Annotated in this window: 14 protein-coding genes; 7 read left to right on the top strand and 7 right to left on the bottom strand. The window is 67.1% G+C overall.

Going from position 1 to position 15,024, the window contains the following annotated elements; genetic code table 11:
- The first annotated feature begins 59 nt into the window (after nt 1–59).
- Nucleotides 60–500: a DoxX family protein gene (locus tag U9J23_RS01140; RefSeq protein ID WP_085468774.1), complete on the top strand. Its 441-nt coding sequence runs from the start codon at nt 60–62 to the stop codon at nt 498–500.
- On the opposite strand, the gene U9J23_RS01145 is transcribed toward U9J23_RS01140, so the two are convergent.
- Nucleotides 475–2,403, bottom strand: coding sequence for a galactan 5-O-arabinofuranosyltransferase (locus U9J23_RS01145; RefSeq protein ID WP_218775622.1), 1,929 nt, complete (start codon nt 2,401–2,403; stop codon nt 475–477). The two genes, U9J23_RS01140 and U9J23_RS01145, sit on opposite strands and share 26 nt — an antisense overlap.
- Nucleotides 2,404–2,560: 157 nt before the next feature.
- On the opposite strand from U9J23_RS01145, the gene U9J23_RS01150 reads away from it, so the two are divergent.
- The gene (locus U9J23_RS01150; protein WP_143533355.1) at nt 2,561–2,881 is read left to right on the top strand and encodes a hypothetical protein; all 321 of its coding nucleotides are present in this window, start codon (nt 2,561–2,563) and stop codon (nt 2,879–2,881) included.
- Between the two features lie 60 nt (nt 2,882–2,941).
- Here the strand turns inward: U9J23_RS01150 and U9J23_RS01155 are convergent, their stop codons facing one another.
- Together U9J23_RS01155 and U9J23_RS01160 are read right to left on the bottom strand one after the other, a co-directional pair.
- Complete coding sequence (locus U9J23_RS01155) at nt 2,942–3,703, bottom strand: decaprenylphospho-beta-D-erythro-pentofuranosid-2-ulose 2-reductase (protein ID WP_059382149.1); 762 nt, start codon at nt 3,701–3,703, stop codon at nt 2,942–2,944.
- Nucleotides 3,703–5,127: an FAD-binding oxidoreductase gene (locus tag U9J23_RS01160; RefSeq protein WP_085468776.1), complete on the bottom strand. Its 1,425-nt coding sequence runs from the start codon at nt 5,125–5,127 to the stop codon at nt 3,703–3,705. The genes U9J23_RS01155 and U9J23_RS01160 overlap by 1 nt, the downstream gene beginning before the upstream one ends.
- Nucleotides 5,128–5,146: 19 nt before the next feature.
- Between U9J23_RS01160 and U9J23_RS01165 the strand changes: the two genes are divergently transcribed.
- On the top strand, nt 5,147–5,680 hold the full coding sequence (locus U9J23_RS01165) for a GtrA family protein (RefSeq protein ID WP_229579915.1): 534 nt from the start codon (nt 5,147–5,149) through the stop codon (nt 5,678–5,680).
- Nucleotides 5,681–5,711: 31 nt separating this feature from the next.
- Here U9J23_RS01165 and U9J23_RS01170 read toward each other — a convergent pair whose 3' ends face one another.
- From U9J23_RS01170 to rfbA, 3 genes are all read right to left on the bottom strand, one after another.
- Complete coding sequence (locus tag U9J23_RS01170) at nt 5,712–6,593, bottom strand: type IV toxin-antitoxin system AbiEi family antitoxin domain-containing protein (RefSeq protein ID WP_085468810.1); 882 nt, start codon at nt 6,591–6,593, stop codon at nt 5,712–5,714.
- Between the two features lie 94 nt (nt 6,594–6,687).
- Nucleotides 6,688–7,269: a dTDP-4-dehydrorhamnose 3,5-epimerase gene (gene rfbC, locus U9J23_RS01175; protein WP_085468777.1), complete on the bottom strand. Its 582-nt coding sequence runs from the start codon at nt 7,267–7,269 to the stop codon at nt 6,688–6,690.
- Nucleotides 7,270–8,145, bottom strand: coding sequence for a glucose-1-phosphate thymidylyltransferase RfbA (rfbA, locus tag U9J23_RS01180; RefSeq protein WP_272266415.1), 876 nt, complete (start codon nt 8,143–8,145; stop codon nt 7,270–7,272).
- 33 nt (nt 8,146–8,178) lie between these two features.
- Here rfbA and rfbB point away from each other — a divergent pair, with 33 nt between their 5' ends.
- The 3 genes from rfbB to U9J23_RS01195 all read left to right on the top strand — a co-directional run bounded on the left by rfbB (nt 8,179) and on the right by U9J23_RS01195 (nt 12,743).
- Entirely contained in the window at nt 8,179–9,186 is a 1,008-nt protein-coding gene (gene rfbB / locus U9J23_RS01185; protein WP_106200781.1) for a dTDP-glucose 4,6-dehydratase, read from the top strand.
- 143 nt (nt 9,187–9,329) lie between these two features.
- Complete coding sequence (locus U9J23_RS01190) at nt 9,330–11,234, top strand: glycosyltransferase (protein ID WP_059382156.1); 1,905 nt, start codon at nt 9,330–9,332, stop codon at nt 11,232–11,234.
- A gap of 24 nt (nt 11,235–11,258) precedes the next feature.
- A complete protein-coding gene (locus tag U9J23_RS01195) occupies nt 11,259–12,743 on the top strand; it encodes a glycosyltransferase family 39 protein (RefSeq protein WP_229582251.1) in 1,485 nt (494 codons plus the stop codon).
- On the opposite strand, the gene wzm is transcribed toward U9J23_RS01195, so the two are convergent.
- Complete coding sequence (gene wzm, locus U9J23_RS01200; protein ID WP_006553471.1) at nt 12,731–13,579, bottom strand: galactan export ABC transporter permease subunit Wzm/RfbD; 849 nt, start codon at nt 13,577–13,579, stop codon at nt 12,731–12,733. The genes U9J23_RS01195 and wzm overlap by 13 nt on opposite strands.
- A 187-nt stretch (nt 13,580–13,766) precedes the next feature.
- On the opposite strand from wzm, the gene U9J23_RS01205 reads away from it, so the two are divergent.
- A complete protein-coding gene (locus U9J23_RS01205) occupies nt 13,767–15,014 on the top strand; it encodes an amidohydrolase (protein ID WP_106200779.1) in 1,248 nt (415 codons plus the stop codon).
- Nucleotides 15,015–15,024: the final 10 nt, after the last annotated feature.

Consider the following 15,024-nt stretch of genomic DNA (forward strand, 5'->3'; position numbering starts at 1 on the left):
CGGCTCCTGCCCGGTCGGTATCTGCGCCAGCACCGCTGCCCACCTACCAGGAGGTCGTCATGAACACCTTCACCCCGTCCACCGCAAGCACCCGCGACGACACCGCCGCGGCCCCCTCACGCACCGCTCGTATCGCAGGCCTGATCGTCAGCGGCCTCGTCGTCCTGTTCCTGCTGTGGGACTCGATCATCCACATCGCCAACGTCTCGCAGGTGCAGGAGGCCATGGCCGATCTCGGGTTCGACCCGAGCCTCAACCGCGTGTTCGGTGTGGTCCTGCTGATCTGCCTGATCGCCTACGTGCTGCCGCCCACCGCGATCCTCGGTGCAGTTCTGCTCACCGGTTACCTCGGTGGTGCCGTCGCGACCAATCTGCTCACCGAACAGCCGATCGTCAGCACAACCCTCTTCCCGATCTACACCGGCATCTTCGTCTGGGGTGGATTGTGGTTGCGCGACATCGGAGTTCGCCGCATCATGCCGATTCGCCTGTCGCGGTGACGACGACGAACGGTCCCACCTCGGTCACGGCGAATCGGGGATCGTCGAACAGTTCCTTGGGGAAGGTCACCGTGTACCGCCGCACATTGGGATCGTTCGGGTAGACGTCCTCGGCCAGTCGCAGCGTGTAGCCCTCGGCGCCCTGTCGGAAGACGACGGCGTCGGGGGCTCGCCACGGCAGCTCCTCCCACGCGGCGAGCAGTTCGTCGGGGGAGGAGAGTTCCGACCACTCCTCGATAGCCGCGGCACGCGCGGAGAACTCCGCCAGCGGGTTGGCGTAGTGCGAGGTCAGGGCCTGGAAACCGAAGTACGGGTAGTAGGCGAGGAAGGACGTGTCGGCCGTGAGGACCACGTGGTCGTCACGTTCGCCGCCCAGCTGGGACAGCAGGACGTCGTCCACCTCGGCGTAGTAGGACGCGGCACCGGCGGGTCGCTGGTCGGCGCGTTCGCCGGCACCGTCGGTGTCGGTGTAGGCGACGGTGATATCACCCCCGAGCGCCTGCGGGATGTTCTGGGTGAACGCCAGCGCACCGAGAGCACCCACCGCCACGAGCACCCTGCGCACACGCGGATTCTCGCTGGTCGCCAGACTGATCCACCGCGAGAAGTCGACGAAGGCGAATGCGCCTGCCGCAGCGAGCAGAACGAGCAGGATCACCTCGAGGCGGAACGCGAGCAGGGTATTGCCCACGGCGGTCGATGCCATCGACGCGAGGTACCACAGGTAGACCGCGATCACGCCGAGTCCGAGCGCCTGCGCCCTGTGCGACGACGACGCGCGTCCCACGAGCCACACGGTGCCCAGCAACGACAACAGTCCGATCAGAGACATGTGGAACATCGGCAACGGCAGTCGCGCACCGGCATCGGGCAGATAGTGCGTCGCGGTACCGGACTCGGACGGGGGATTGCCGCCCAGCACGTCGAACACGAACGGCGCCCACACGATCAACGCGACGAGCATCGCGATCACCGCGATCACCACGAGGCGCACGAGCACCGGAAGAACTGCCCGCCACGACCCGGCGGCGCGACGCGCGAGGTACGCCGCGACGACGGCCATCACCGTCACCGCGAACGCGGCGATACCGAGATAGAGGGTGTAGAAGGTCGCGGCGAGGCCGAGGAACAAGCCCGTGCCCACGACGGCACCCCAGCCCTGCCGCACACGGCCACCACGCACGGCGGGCAGGAAACCGCCCCAGGCCAGCACCAACGCCGGCGCGACCAGCACAGCGATCACCGCTCCGTAGGGCTCAGGCGAACCGTAGGCCAGCACGACGAGCGTCGTCGCGGTGGCAGCGAGCACCGCCAGGTCAGAGCGGACGAGCTCGGACCACAACACCAGGGCGACGACCGCCGCGACCGCCAGCGAACCGATCGCATAAGGCTTGAACACTTCCCAGCCGTCCATGCCCAGCAGATTCGCGACACGCCCACCGATCCAGAACCACCCGGCCGGATAGAACGACGGCAGGTCGGCGTAGTTCATGTCGCGCAACGCCGCGCTGTCCGTCAGACGCGTGAGGAACTGGGTGCGGAACTCCTGGTCGACGGAGATGCCGTGGAGATAGAGGCGGGTCGCAGCCAACGGCATCCCGAGGGTCGCGGTGACCAGACCGGACAACGCCGCCCACGACAACACCCGAGCCCCCGTCACCCATCTGCGGCGACGCAGCAGGTAGATCGACAGGCCGAGTACGGCGAGCGCCGCGAACTGCAGGACGGTGGTGACGGCCTGCGTCACGTTCGACGAGTTGAACGCCGGCCACTGCACGCGGTCGAAGGCGAACAGCCCCACCGCCGCGACGAGCGCTGCGACGAGCGCTGCGCAGACGAACTGCACGAGCGTCGAGACGGCACGGCGTAACGGGGCTACTGCTACAGGAGTGTCGGCGAGCACCCCACGAGCATAGAGATGCGTCCGCGGGACGAGTGGCGGCCCGATCCGTGCTGCAAAAACGTCGTCATCCAGCAGTCGGGACCTTCATCCTGGAAGTTGCGTCGGGAAACCGGGCCGTCGGGTACGGCTCGGGGAATCCGAACGAAAGGCTCAGATCATGACAGGTAAAGCGGTTCGTGCGGCCCTTGCAATGCTCGCGACGGCACCTCTCCTCGTCTTCGGGGCGGCGCAGGCCTCGGCGTATCCGGTGATCGAACCGGGTGAGCCCGGCGGTCCCATCAACGGCCGGTTGTACGACCACCACGGCGTCCATCCCTACCAGTGCATCCTCCTCGGGGCGCCGGGTGTCGGCTACGCGACGAACGAGGCGGGACAGGACGGCATCGTGAACGGTGTCTTCGTGAACGAAGGGTCGATCAACCACTGGTGCTACGGGCCGCCCGGGATGATCCACAACGGGATCGGATACGTCAGGTAACACCTGAGAAGACGACTGCCCCGCCGGAACGGATCCGGCGGGGCAGCGGGTGCGCGTCTGTCAGATCGGCAGCTTGCGGAAGATCGCGCGCGGCAGGTGACGCAGCACGATCATCACGAACCGGAAGGTGCCCGGTGCCCAGACGATCTCTTTGCCGCGATCGGAGGCCGCGACCGCGAGCTTCGCGACGTCCTCCTTGTTCACGGTGAGCGGCGCCTCGTCGACGTGCGCGCTGAACTGCGTGCGCACCTGGCCGGGGCGCACGACCGTCACGCGCGGACCGAACGGACGCAGCGCCTCGCCGAGTCCGAGGTAGAAGCCGTCGAGGCCGGCCTTGGTGGAGCCGTAGACGAAGTTGGCGCGCTTGACGCGCTCACCGGCGACCGACGACATCGCGATGATGCGGCCGAAGCCCTGCGCCTTCATCCTCTCGCCCACCAGCACGCCCACGGAGACGGCAGCCGTGTAGTTGACCTCCGCGACCCGCACGGCCTTGCTCTGGTTCTGCCACAACTCCTCGGCGTCGGCGTCCAGACCGAAGGCGACGATCGCGATGTCGACGTCGCCGTCCTTCCATGCCTGATCGATGACGGCCGGGTGGCTCGCGGTGTCGAGGGCGTCGAAGTCGATCAGGTCGACCTGCGTCGCACCCGCGGCCTTCGCCTGGGCGACGGCGTCCTCACGACGCGGGTCGCCGGGCAGGGCCGCGAGGATCACGCGGGCCGGGGCCTTGCGGAGGTACTCCTCGACGATGGCCAGGCCGATCTCGGAGGTGCCACCGAGCAGCAGCAGGGTCTGGGGATTGCCGACGGCGTTGATCATCAGTGGAGTTCCAACCTTCTGGACATATCGGAGGCGAAGACGTTCGTGGGGTCGACGGAGCGGCGCACCTTCAGCCACTCGTCGATCCGCGGGTACATGGCGTGGAAGGTCTCCGCGTCGGTCCGCGAATCCTTCGCGGTGTAGAGGCGACCACCGAACTCGAGGACCCGCTTGTCGAGTTTGCGCACGAACTCGTTCAGACCCGCCTTGATCGGGAAGTCGACGCAGATGTTCCACCCCTTCATGGGGAAGCTCAGCGGCGCCTTGTTGCCCTCACCGAACAGCTTGAAGACGTTGAGGAACGAGTAGTGCCCCGACTTCTGGATGTCGACGATGATGCGCTTGAACTCGTCGACGGACTCCGGCGGCACCACGAACTGGTACTGCAGGAAGCCCTTCGATCCGTAGGCGCGGTTCCACTCACCGAACATGTCGAGCGGGTGATAGAACTGCGTCAGGTTCTGGATCTTGCCGGTGTAGTTGCCCGACTTGCGGTACCAGACCTCGCCCACCGCCGAGAAGGTGTACTTGTTCGCCAGACCGTTCGGGAAGACGTCCGGGAAGGTCAGCAGCGTCGGCGCATCGAACTTCAGCGGGTCCTTCTGCAACTTCTTCGGCAGCTGATCAAGCTTGGCGAGCGAACCGCGGGAGATCGCGGCGCGACCGAGCTTCGGCAGCGGAGCGACCGCGTCGAACCAGGCGCTCGAGTAGTCGTAGTTCTCCTCCGAGCCGTCGCTGTGCACAGCGATCGTCTCGTCGAGCGTGGAGGTGACCACACCGTCGGCGATGAAGTACGCCGTCTCGGTGGGGGTCATCTCGATGGTCGCGCGGAGGATGATGCCCGTCAGACCCATGCCGCCGACGGTCGCCCAGAACAGCTTGGAATTGCGTCCGGTGGGCGTGCACGTGCGGACCTGGCCGTCGGCCGTGAGGAGGTCGATCGACTTCACGTGGTTGCCGAAGCTGCCCGCGCTGTGGTGGTTCTTGCCGTGGATGTCGGAGCCGATCGCACCACCGATCGTCACCTGGCGGGTGCCCGGCAGAACCGGGACCCACAGGCCGAACGGCAGCGCGGCGCGCATGAGCTGGTCGAGGTCGACGCCGCCGTCCACCACCACACGCCGCGAGTCGCGATCGATGCTGTGGATCTTGTTCAGCGCCGTCATGTCGACGACGAGCCCGCCGGCATTCTGCGCCGGGTCGCCGTAGGAGCGCCCGAGCCCGCGTGCGATGACACCGCGACGCAGGTGCGACGGCTTCGACTCGTTGTCTTCCGCGACCCGCGCGACCGCCTTGGCGATCACTTCGACGTCGGGGGTGGACAGCACCTCTGCGGTGGTCGGCGCGGTGCGCCCCCAGCCGGTCAGGGTGCGGGTCTGGGTGGGGAGCGGCTCGCTCGCCTGCTCCGTAGCTGTCGTGGACATCGGGGTAAAGGCTACCCGTGTGTCCTGGTCACCCGGCAAGATGCTGTTCCTCACGGGCGTTACCCTCGTCTGCGTGCCGGAATCCCACGACCATGTGCAGCCGCTGCCGGAGCACCACGCCCCGCTGGCTCCCGAACTGCCGTTGACCGATTCGACGGCCGACGAGGCGCTGGACCTCAAGACGCAGCTCACGCGGTTCGTCCTGACCGGCGGGTTCTCGGCGATCGTGGACTACGGCCTGTACGTCCTGCTCATGGCACTGGGCGTCACCCGCGACGTCGCGAAGGCCCTGTCGTTCGTGGCCGGCACCACCACCGCCTACCTGATCAACCGCCGCTGGACCTTCAAGGCCCCGCCGAGCCGTGTCCGTTTCGCGGCAGTGGTGGTCCTGTACGCAGTGACGTTCGCCGCACAGGTCGGCATCAACCGCGTACTCAACGAAGCCCTCGGCGACGAGTGGTGGGTCACGCCCTTCGCCTTCGTCGTCGCCCAGGGCACTGCGACGGTGATCAACTTCGTCGTCCAGCGGGCCGTGATCTTCCGCCTCCGCTGATTCGGGTGGATCCGACCCCGCTCAGAGGGGTTCAACCCACCGAAGTCCGATTCAGTGCCTGACGGATCTGCCGCACCACCTCGTCGGGTTCCTGGGTGATCGCGTGCCACGTGAAGCGCAGCACGTGCCAGCCGGCGTTGATCAGGACGTTCTGCCTCTCGGCGTCGCGGCGGTGTCGCTCGGCGTCGCAGTGCCAGGCCCACCCGTCGATCTCGATCGCGACACGCTCGGCGTCGAACACCACGTCGATCTCGAAGCCGCAGCTCATCGCATGTGCTCGCCATCCGGTGAACCCCGCACTGCGGAGCAGCCGGTGGAAGATGCGTTCGGCCTGCGATTGGCCACCTTCGCGAGCCGAACACAGCAGATGAGCGGCGCGGGGTGCGCCGTGGCGCCCGAGATTCCTTCGATGTGCCTGCTCGAGTGCGGGCAGCGAGGTGTGACGCTGCAGCGCGCGATCCATCAACATCGAGCCCGTCGGTATTTCGACGGCGGCTTCGAGCACCGTGAGTGGCAGCGCGGTGACGGGTAGACCGCGAACCACGACGACGTCGCGCCGCTGGAGGTCGCGCCGGCGCACCCGCACCCCGTGGCGTCGGGCGAGGGTGCGCTTCTGCGGCACGGTCACGTAGCGGAGAGACGGGGCGCGGTCGAGCAGGCCGTGCCACCATGCCGCGCTCGGACCCCATGCCGCGGCCTGGGGGCCTGCCGCGTAGACGGCCGCCCGTAGCTCCACGGCCGGCGTGCGTTCCCGGTCGGCACGCAGGTAGACGCCGCGTGCGAGCGCGAACCAGTCGCCGTTCTCGACCCGCCGGTCGACAGCGGAGGCGTTCATCCCGCAGTCGAGTGCTTGCACGCGAGTGATGACGCCGTCCTGAGCGGCCATGATGCGGTACGCGTTTCGCAAGTTCATATCCGGTTCGACGCAGTGATCGTCGTTCCGGTTCCGCACCGATCGATTTGTGTGGATCCAACCCCGGAAACCGGGGTCGAATCCACACAAATCGTCAGAAGTTCGGGAGACGACCCGCTTCGCGGGCGTCGGTCAGGGTGGGCGCCGCCCGATCCTTCGCCGACAGTTCGTAGGTCAGCGGGGTGCCATCAGGTCCTGTTGTGGGCCAGTCGATCCCGATCTCCGGATCGAGGGGGTGCACCTCGTGCTCGCGGTCGGGGTTGTAGCCCGTGGAACACAGGTAGACGACGGTCGAGTTGTCCTCGAGGGCGAGGAAACCGTGGCCGAGGCCCTCGGACAGGAAGATCGCGCGACGGTCCTTCGTGTCCAGCAGTACCGAATCCCACTGTCCGAAGGTCGGCGATCCGACCCGCAGGTCGACGACGACGTCGAGCACCGACCCCGACACGCACGTGACGTATTTCGCCTGTCCCGGAGGGACATCCGCGTAGTGGATGCCGCGCAGTACCCCGGTGGCGGAGACCGAGCAGTTCGCCTGCGCCAACTCCAGAGGCCGGCCGGCGGCGTCGGTGAAACTCTCCTGCTTGAACCATTCGAGGAACACACCCCGGTCGTCGCCGAACTGTTTCGGCGTGATCTCCCACGCCCCGGCGATCGTCAGTTCGCGGTACTGCACCTAGCGGTCCTTTCCTCGTTCGAGCAGATCCAGCAGGTAGCTGCCGTAGCCCGACTTCACCAGCGGCTCGGCCGCGGCGCGCAACTGCTTGTCGTCGATGAACCCGAGCCGCCAGGCGACCTCCTCGGGTGCGCCGATCTTCAGGCCCTGGCGTTGTTCGATGGTGCGCACATAGTTCGACGCGTCGAGCAGCGAGTCGAAGGTGCCGGTGTCGAGCCAGGCGGTGCCGCGCGGCAGCACCTCGACCTGCAGTTTCCCCGCCTCCAGATAGGTGCGGTTGACGTCGGTGATCTCCAGCTCGCCGCGCGCCGACGGCGTCAACGAGCGGGCGATCTCGACGACGTCGTTGTCGTAGAAGTACAGACCCGGAACCGCGAAGTTCGACTTCGGGTCGTCGGGTTTCTCCTCGAGCGACAGGGCGCGACCGGTCGAGTCGAACTCGATCACCCCGTAGGCCGACGGGTCGGACACCCGGTACGCGAAGACCGCCCCGCCGTCGATGTGCGCGAAGCGTTTGAGCTGCGTGCCCAGGCCCGGGCCGTAGAAGATGTTGTCGCCGAGGATCAATGCGACCGGGTCGGTGCCGATGTGGTCGGCGCCGAGCACGAAGGCCTGCGCCAGACCGTCGGGGGAGGGCTGGATCGCGTAGGTGATGTTCACCCCGAACTGCGAGCCGTCGCCGAGCAACCAGTGGAACTGCTCGGCGTCGTGTGGGGTGGTGATCATGAGGATGTCGCGGATCCCGGCGAGCATGAGCGTCGAGAGCGGGTAGTAGATCATCGGCTTGTCGTAGACGGGCACGAGCTGCTTGCTCACGCCCTGGGTGATCGGATGCAGACGCGAGCCCGTCCCACCCGCGAGGATGATTCCGCGCATGTCGGACAGTCTCGCATGAGTAGGCTTGCCCCAATGAGGCTGCTCGTCACCGGTGGTGCCGGTTTCATCGGCGCGAACTTCGTCCATCAGACCGTCGCGGAACGACCCGACACGCAGGTCACCGTGCTCGACAAGCTCACCTACGCCGGCAACCGCGCCTCCCTCGACCCCGTCTCCGGCAAGATCACCTTCGTCCAGGGCGACATCGCCGACGCCGAGCTCGTCGACCGGCTCGTCGCCGACACCGATCTGGTGGTGCACTTCGCCGCCGAATCCCACAACGACAACTCGCTGGCCAACCCCGCACCGTTCGTACAGACCAATCTGGTGGGCACCTTCACGCTGCTCGAGGCCGTCCGCAGGTACGACGTGCGCTATCACCACATCTCCACCGACGAGGTGTACGGCGACCTCGCCCTCGACGACCCCGCCCGCTTCACCGAGGCCACCGCCTACAACCCGTCGAGCCCCTACTCCTCGACCAAGGCCGGCTCGGATCTGCTGGTACGCGCCTGGGTGCGCTCGTTCGGCGTCCGCGCGACCATCTCCAACTGCTCGAACAACTACGGCCCCTATCAGCACGTGGAGAAGTTCATCCCCCGCCAGATCACCAACGTGCTCACCGGTGTGCGCCCCAAGCTCTACGGCACCGGCACCAACGTGCGCGACTGGATCCACGTCGACGACCACAACAGCGCGGTATGGACGATCATCGAACACGGGCAACTCGGCGAGACCTACCTGATCGGAGCGGACGGCGAGACCGACAACCGCACCGTCGTCGAAACCGTCCTCGAACTGTGCGGCAAGGACCGCAGCGAGTTCGATTTCGTCACCGACCGCCCCGGCCACGACCTGCGCTACGCCATCGACGCGACCCGCCTGCGCACCGAACTGGGCTGGCAGCCCCGCTACCGCGACTTCCGCGAAGGCCTGGCCGCGACCATCGACTGGTACCGCGCCAACGAGCAGTGGTGGACGCCACAGAAGCACGTCACCGAGGCCGGCTACAGCCGCACCGAGCGCGTTCTGGGCGGATAACCTGCGCCGTTCGGGGTGATCCCGGCACAATTCGCGAATGGGTCGAAACACTGGTGCACGACGCACACAACCGTGGAGCTCCTGTTTCCGCTGCTACTGTCGCATCGAAAACAGCGGATCGACCACGAGCGGGGAGTAGCCCGATGGAGCAGGCAGCTGCCGGCGACACAAGCACGATCGGACATGACGCGGACACGCTGGACGAGGTTCTCACCGAGCCGGTGCGTCGCGACCGGCTGATCGTCCAGCGCGGCGTCTTCGCATCCCTGTCGCCGCGCGTGCCGGAGAAGATGTACGTCCACACGAAGGGCGACGCGGCGTCCGACCGTTACGGGCTGCAGCTCGCCGACGGCGCGACCGCCCACACCAACACCTACTTCGGGCGTTTCCCCGCGACGTTCTGGCAGCGCTGGACCGACGTGAAGACCGTCAACCTGCAGCTCACCTACGGCTGCTCCGGTACCGCGAAGTTCACCGTGTGGGCCTCCGACGCCCGCGGACGCGAGCGGATCGTGACGGTCGAGACGGTGTCGGGTTCGGGCGAGCTCGACCTCGAGTTGCCGATCGAACGGTTCGTCGACGGCGGTGCGATGTGGTTCGCCGTCGACGCCAGCAACGGATCGGTGCTCGTCTCCGACGCGCGCTGGACGGTCGCCGCACCCGAGCGCCTGCGACCCGCCGCTGTCGTCATCTGCACGTTCAACCGCGCCGACGACTGCACCGTCACCGTCGGCACTCTCGCCTCGGACGATGGGGCGATGGCCGACATCGAAGCGGTGTGCATCGTCGACCAGGGCACCGATCAGGTGCGCTCGCGTTCGGCGTTCGCCGAGGTCGCCGACAAGCTCGGCGACAAGCTCATCTACCTGACCCAGCCGAATCTCGGTGGTGCGGGTGGCTTCTCGCGTGGCATGTACGAGATCACCGGTTCCGCCAAGGCCGAGCACGCCAACGTCATCGTCATGGACGACGACATCCTGTGCGAGCCCGAATCGGTGTTGCGTCTCAACGCTTTCGCGAACATGACGGTGCAGCCGACGATCGTCGGCGCCCAGATGTTGTCGCTGAGCAACCCGCAGGTCCTGCACGTCTCGGCCGAGCGTGAGGTGCTCGACGAGATCACCGCCGGCGCACTGACTCCGGGTGCGCGCATGGGCATCGATCTCGTGAAGAAGAAGCAGGACATGCGTTTCGACGCCGGCTGGAACGGTTGGTGGACCTGCCTGCTGCCCGCCGAGATCATCGCCGACTGCGGCCTGCCCATCCCGCTGTTCTTCCAGTGGGACGACATCGAATACGGCATCCGCGCCCGGTACGCGGGTCACCCGACGGTCACCCTGCCCAATGCGGGTGTGTGGCACGCCGATTTCTACCTCAAGGACTACGACGACTGGGCGCGCTACTTCAGCATCCGCAACGGCCTGATCGTCTCGTCCATCTACGGGCGCTTCGACGGCAACGACATCTCGAAGTACTTGTTCCGCAAGATCAGTGAGCTCATCGTCTCGATGCAGTACGGTCTCGCCGCGACCTTCATCAAGGCCGCGGAGGACTTCCTCGCCGGACCGGACTTCCTCCACGACGGCGGCCAGTCGGTGCTGAAGGAACTGCGCGAACTGCGCGACCGCTACCCCGAGACGAAGCCGTTGTCGGCCGCGCAGGTGGGCAAGGAATCCGACCCGCACACGCAGATGTCGGTGTGGCAGTTCGAGCCCGACAAGAAGCGTGAGGGCCTGGTGCTGCTCAAGCGTGCGGTGCAGCAGTTCGCCGGCAAGGTCGACCGCCGGACGGTCACCGTGCCCGCGCACTTCGCATCATGGTGGCACGTGTCGCTGTTCGACAAGGCCGTCGTCACCGACGCCTCGCAGAACGCCGTGCGGGTGCGTCACCGCGACAAGGACACTGCCGTCGAACTCGCAAAGCATGCCGCAAAGGTGTGCTGGCAGCTCCGCAAGGAAGCGCCCCGGATGAAGACGGTCTGGCAGGAAGCGCTGCCCGAGCTCACGAGCCGCGAGAACTGGGCGCGCCTGTACGGCATCGACGGGTAGACCGTGCGGGCATGGTCGTTTCCCGTGCTCATCGGGGTTGCGACCGTGCTCGTCGCAGGGGCGTTCTCGTGGGTGCCCTCGCTGTGGTGGGACGAGGCCGCGACCATCTCGAGTGCCGACCGGTCCGTCGAGGGGATGCTCCGCGTCCACACCCGGATCGACGCCGTCCACGGCCTGCACAACCTCCTGCTGCACTACTGGTTCTCCCTCGTGGGCGTCGACGAGTTCACCGCCCGCCTGCCCGGTGTGCTCGCGCTCGGGGCGGGTGCCGCAGCCGTCACCGCGACCGGCCAGGTGCTGGCGGGTCGTCGCGTGGGGATCGCCGCCGGGGTGCTGTTCGCGCTGTCCCCGCGGGTGACCTGGGCAGCAACCGAAGCGCGGTCCTATGCCTTCGCCGCGGCGCTGGTCGCGGTGTTGTCGCTGCTGGTCGCGCTCGGGTCCACGACCGACCGTAGACGCTGGTGGGGCCTGTACGCCGTCGTCCTGCCGGTCGCGACGGTGATGTTCGTGTACTCCGCGACGGTGGTCGTCGCGCATCTCCTCACCGTGCTGGTCCGTGGTCGTGGGCGCGGCGCGTTCCTGCTGTCCGCAGGGGTTGGCGCGGCCTTGTCGACGCCGTTCGTCCTGCTTGCCTACTCGCAGGCCAAGCAGGTCGCGTGGATCCCCCCGCTCGACTCGATGATCGTCCGCACGATCGCCCTCGACCAGTGGTTCCCGCAGGCCCCGTGGACGGCCGCGTTGTTCGCCGCGATCACCGTCGCCGGGGTGATCGTCGCGGTCCGTCGTGGTGTGGAGCCGGGGGAGCGCACCCTGCTCTGGCTCGCGGTACCGGGCTTCGCCGTGCCGATGGTGCTGCTGCTCGGCTACTCGCTGCTCGAGGACAACATGTACCTCGAGCGCTATCTGTCGTTCACGGTTCCCGCAATGGTGCTGTTGGTGGGCTGGGCCGCCACCCGTGTCGCGACCCGCTGGTGGTCGATGCTGATCGTGCTGACCGCGGTCGCCGTCAGCGTCGCGCCGGCCTACGTGCAGCAGCGACAGCCGTTCGGCAAGCCTGGCGGCATGGACTACAGCGTGATCGCCGACCGGCTCGTCGAACGCTCCGAACCCGGCGACTGTGTCGCCTTCGAACCGCGCGTCTCGTGGGCACCGACGTCACTGCGCGCCGTCGTCGACGCCCGGCCCGACGCGGTGGAAGGGCTCGACGACGTGGGGCTCGGGTACGACGCCGTCGACCGCGTGAACCTGTGGTCGACCGACGCCCCGCCACCGGAACTCGCCCGACGCGCGGCGACCCGATGCGAGGTGCTGTGGGTGATCGCCGACGGCGAGCGCGAGACCGGCTTCCGGGTGTGGCACCCGAACAACGTGTGGTGGCGGTTCGAACCCCACCGGTTCACCGAGACCGACACCTACCGGGAGCTCGAGGCCGTCGGTTTCCGGATCACCGACAGGGAGCCGATCCACCGTTCACAGCTCGTCCGGCTCGAACCGACTCAGACCCAGTAGGCGACGCGCGAGCGGTAGTTGCGCAGCGCGAGCAGGGCGATACCCCAGCCGACGACGGTGATGATCAGGACGATGACCCAGTGGTAGAGCTGCTGGTCGCCGCCGAGCAGCGGGGTCCGCACGATGTCGAGGAAGTGGTAGAGCGGGTTGATCTCGGCGATCCGCGCCCGCCCTTCGTTGCCGGTGCCCTCGAGCGTCTTCTCCGTCCAGATGATCGGCGTCATGAAGAACAGCAACTGGACGATGCTGCCGAGCAGCGGCGCGATGTCGCGGTAGCGCGTGGCGAGGATGCCGAACACCAGCGACACCCAGACCGCGTTGATCGCGATCAACGCCAGCGCCGGGATGGCGAGGAAGGCCGTCCAGTACAGCTGACGTGGGAAGAAGATGAAGATGCCGATGTAGATGACGATGTTGTGCGCGAACAGGATCATCTGCCGCCACACCAGCCGGTAGACGTGCACACTCAACGGCGTCGGCAACTGTTTGATCAGGCCCTCGTTGGACATGAACACGTCCGCGCCCTCGAGGATCGACCCCTGGATCAGGTTCCAGATGATGAAGCCGAGCGCGACGTACGGTAGGAACTCCGGGACGTCGAGGTTGAACAGCGTGCCGTAGAGCACACCCATCGCGATCGCCGAGACACCCGTGGCGATCGTGATCCAGAACGGACCGAGCACCGACCGGCGGTAGCGCTGCTTGATGTCCTGCCAGCCGAGCAGCAACCACAGTTCGCGGTGGTTGAAGCCTTCGCGCAGATCCTGGAACGCGCGCCGGAACGAGCGTGAGGACGACTCGATGGGTTCGTCGTCGACGGTGAGGGCATCAGACACGGGTCCCGAGCCTACCCGCGGCGCAAATGTGACCTGCCGGGGCGCGGGGTCAGCGGGATCGCCGTGCGTGTGCAGGTCCTGTCGATCTTGCACGATTTTCTCGACGAGAACTGCACGCCCGTGTCGATCGCGGTCCGGTGCGGTATCCGGAGCGTGGCACCATCGATCCGACTACCGGGGAGAGATCATGACGCGTGCTCTGCAGGGTTTGGACGAGATCCGCGCGGACCAGGAGAACTTCTACCGCGACCTGCATGCCCATCCGGAGTTGTCGCATCAGGAGACGCGCACCGCGGCCGAGGTGGCCGACCGATTGCGGGCCGCGGGATGCGAGGTGCACACCGATGTGGGCGGCACCGGCGTGGTGGGCGTTCTGCACAACGGGGACGGCCCCGGTGTGCTGCTGCGCGCCGATATGGACGCACTGCCTGTCCGGGAGAAGACGGGTTTGGACTATGCCAGCGCGGCGATGGCGACGGATGCGGACGGAAACGAGACTCCTGTCATGCACGCGTGCGGACACGACGTGCACGTCGCGTGCCTGGTCGGTGCGGTGGAACTGCTGGCCCGGTCGACCGCGCAGTGGCGGGGCAGACTCGTCGCGGTGTTCCAGCCCGGGGAGGAGGTCGCGGATGGTGCCCGCCGGATGGTGGACGACGGGCTCGCCAGGATCGTCGGAAAGGTAGATGTGGCGTTGTGCCAACACGTACTCGCTTTCCCTGCCGGTCTCGTCGGTACGCGCAGCGGTCCCACCCTCTCGGCCGCGGACAGCATGCGCATCACCGTCCACGGCCGGGGAGCACACGGGTCGATGCCGCAGGCTTCCGTCGACCCGGTCGTGCTCGCCGCCGTGATCGTCATCAGGTTGCAGACGATCGTCGCCCGCGAGACACAGCCGGGGGAGCCGGTGGTGCTCACCGTCGGCAGTGTCCAGGCGGGGACGAAGAGCAATGTCATCCCGGACGAGGCGACGATTCTGCTCAACATCCGCACCTACGACGAGGACACCCGCCGCTCGATCCTGGCTGCCGTGAAGCGGATCGTCGTCGCCGAGTGCGAGGCGTCCCGCTCGCCGCGACCACCCGAGTTCGAACTGTTCGACCGGTACCCGATGACGGACAACGACCCCGTGGTCACCGAGCAGGTCGCGGCAGCGTTCGCCCAGCACTTCGGGGACGACGCCGGCGAACTTCCGCTGCAGACGGCGAGTGAGGACTTCAGCGACATCCCACGTGCCCTCGGCATTCCCTACACGTACTGGGGAATCGGTGGCGTCGATCCCGATCTCTACCGGCAGGCCGAAACCGAAGGACGCATCGCCGACGATGTGCCGGTCAACCACTCGGCCACGTTCGCCCCGCTGATCCAGCCCACCCTCGACACCGGAACGGCAGCGCTGGTCGTCGCTGCGCGAACGTTCCTGGAAGACACGTGACGAGCGGAGG

It is taken from the genome of Rhodococcus sp. PD04 (genome assembly GCF_035918275.1).
Taxonomy (GTDB): domain Bacteria; phylum Actinomycetota; class Actinomycetes; order Mycobacteriales; family Mycobacteriaceae; genus Rhodococcus; species Rhodococcus rhodochrous.

What these genes read in the sequence shown, in the direction of transcription:
- rfbA (WP_272266415.1), bottom strand. Translation starts at nt 8,145, where the DNA reads ATGCGCGGAATCATCCTCGCGGGTGGGACGGGCTCGCGTCTGCATCCG.
- U9J23_RS01205 (WP_106200779.1), top strand. Translation starts at nt 13,767, where the DNA reads ATGACGCGTGCTCTGCAGGGTTTGGACGAGATCCGCGCGGACCAGGAG.
- U9J23_RS01170 (WP_085468810.1), bottom strand. Translation starts at nt 6,593, where the DNA reads ATGAACTTGCGAAACGCGTACCGCATCATGGCCGCTCAGGACGGCGTC.
- U9J23_RS01150 (WP_143533355.1), top strand. Translation starts at nt 2,561, where the DNA reads ATGACAGGTAAAGCGGTTCGTGCGGCCCTTGCAATGCTCGCGACGGCA.
- U9J23_RS01190 (WP_059382156.1), top strand. Translation starts at nt 9,330, where the DNA reads ATGGAGCAGGCAGCTGCCGGCGACACAAGCACGATCGGACATGACGCG.
- U9J23_RS01155 (WP_059382149.1), bottom strand. Translation starts at nt 3,703, where the DNA reads ATGATCAACGCCGTCGGCAATCCCCAGACCCTGCTGCTGCTCGGTGGC.
- rfbB (WP_106200781.1), top strand. Translation starts at nt 8,179, where the DNA reads ATGAGGCTGCTCGTCACCGGTGGTGCCGGTTTCATCGGCGCGAACTTC.
- U9J23_RS01140 (WP_085468774.1), top strand. Translation starts at nt 60, where the DNA reads ATGAACACCTTCACCCCGTCCACCGCAAGCACCCGCGACGACACCGCC.
- U9J23_RS01160 (WP_085468776.1), bottom strand. Translation starts at nt 5,127, where the DNA reads ATGTCCACGACAGCTACGGAGCAGGCGAGCGAGCCGCTCCCCACCCAG.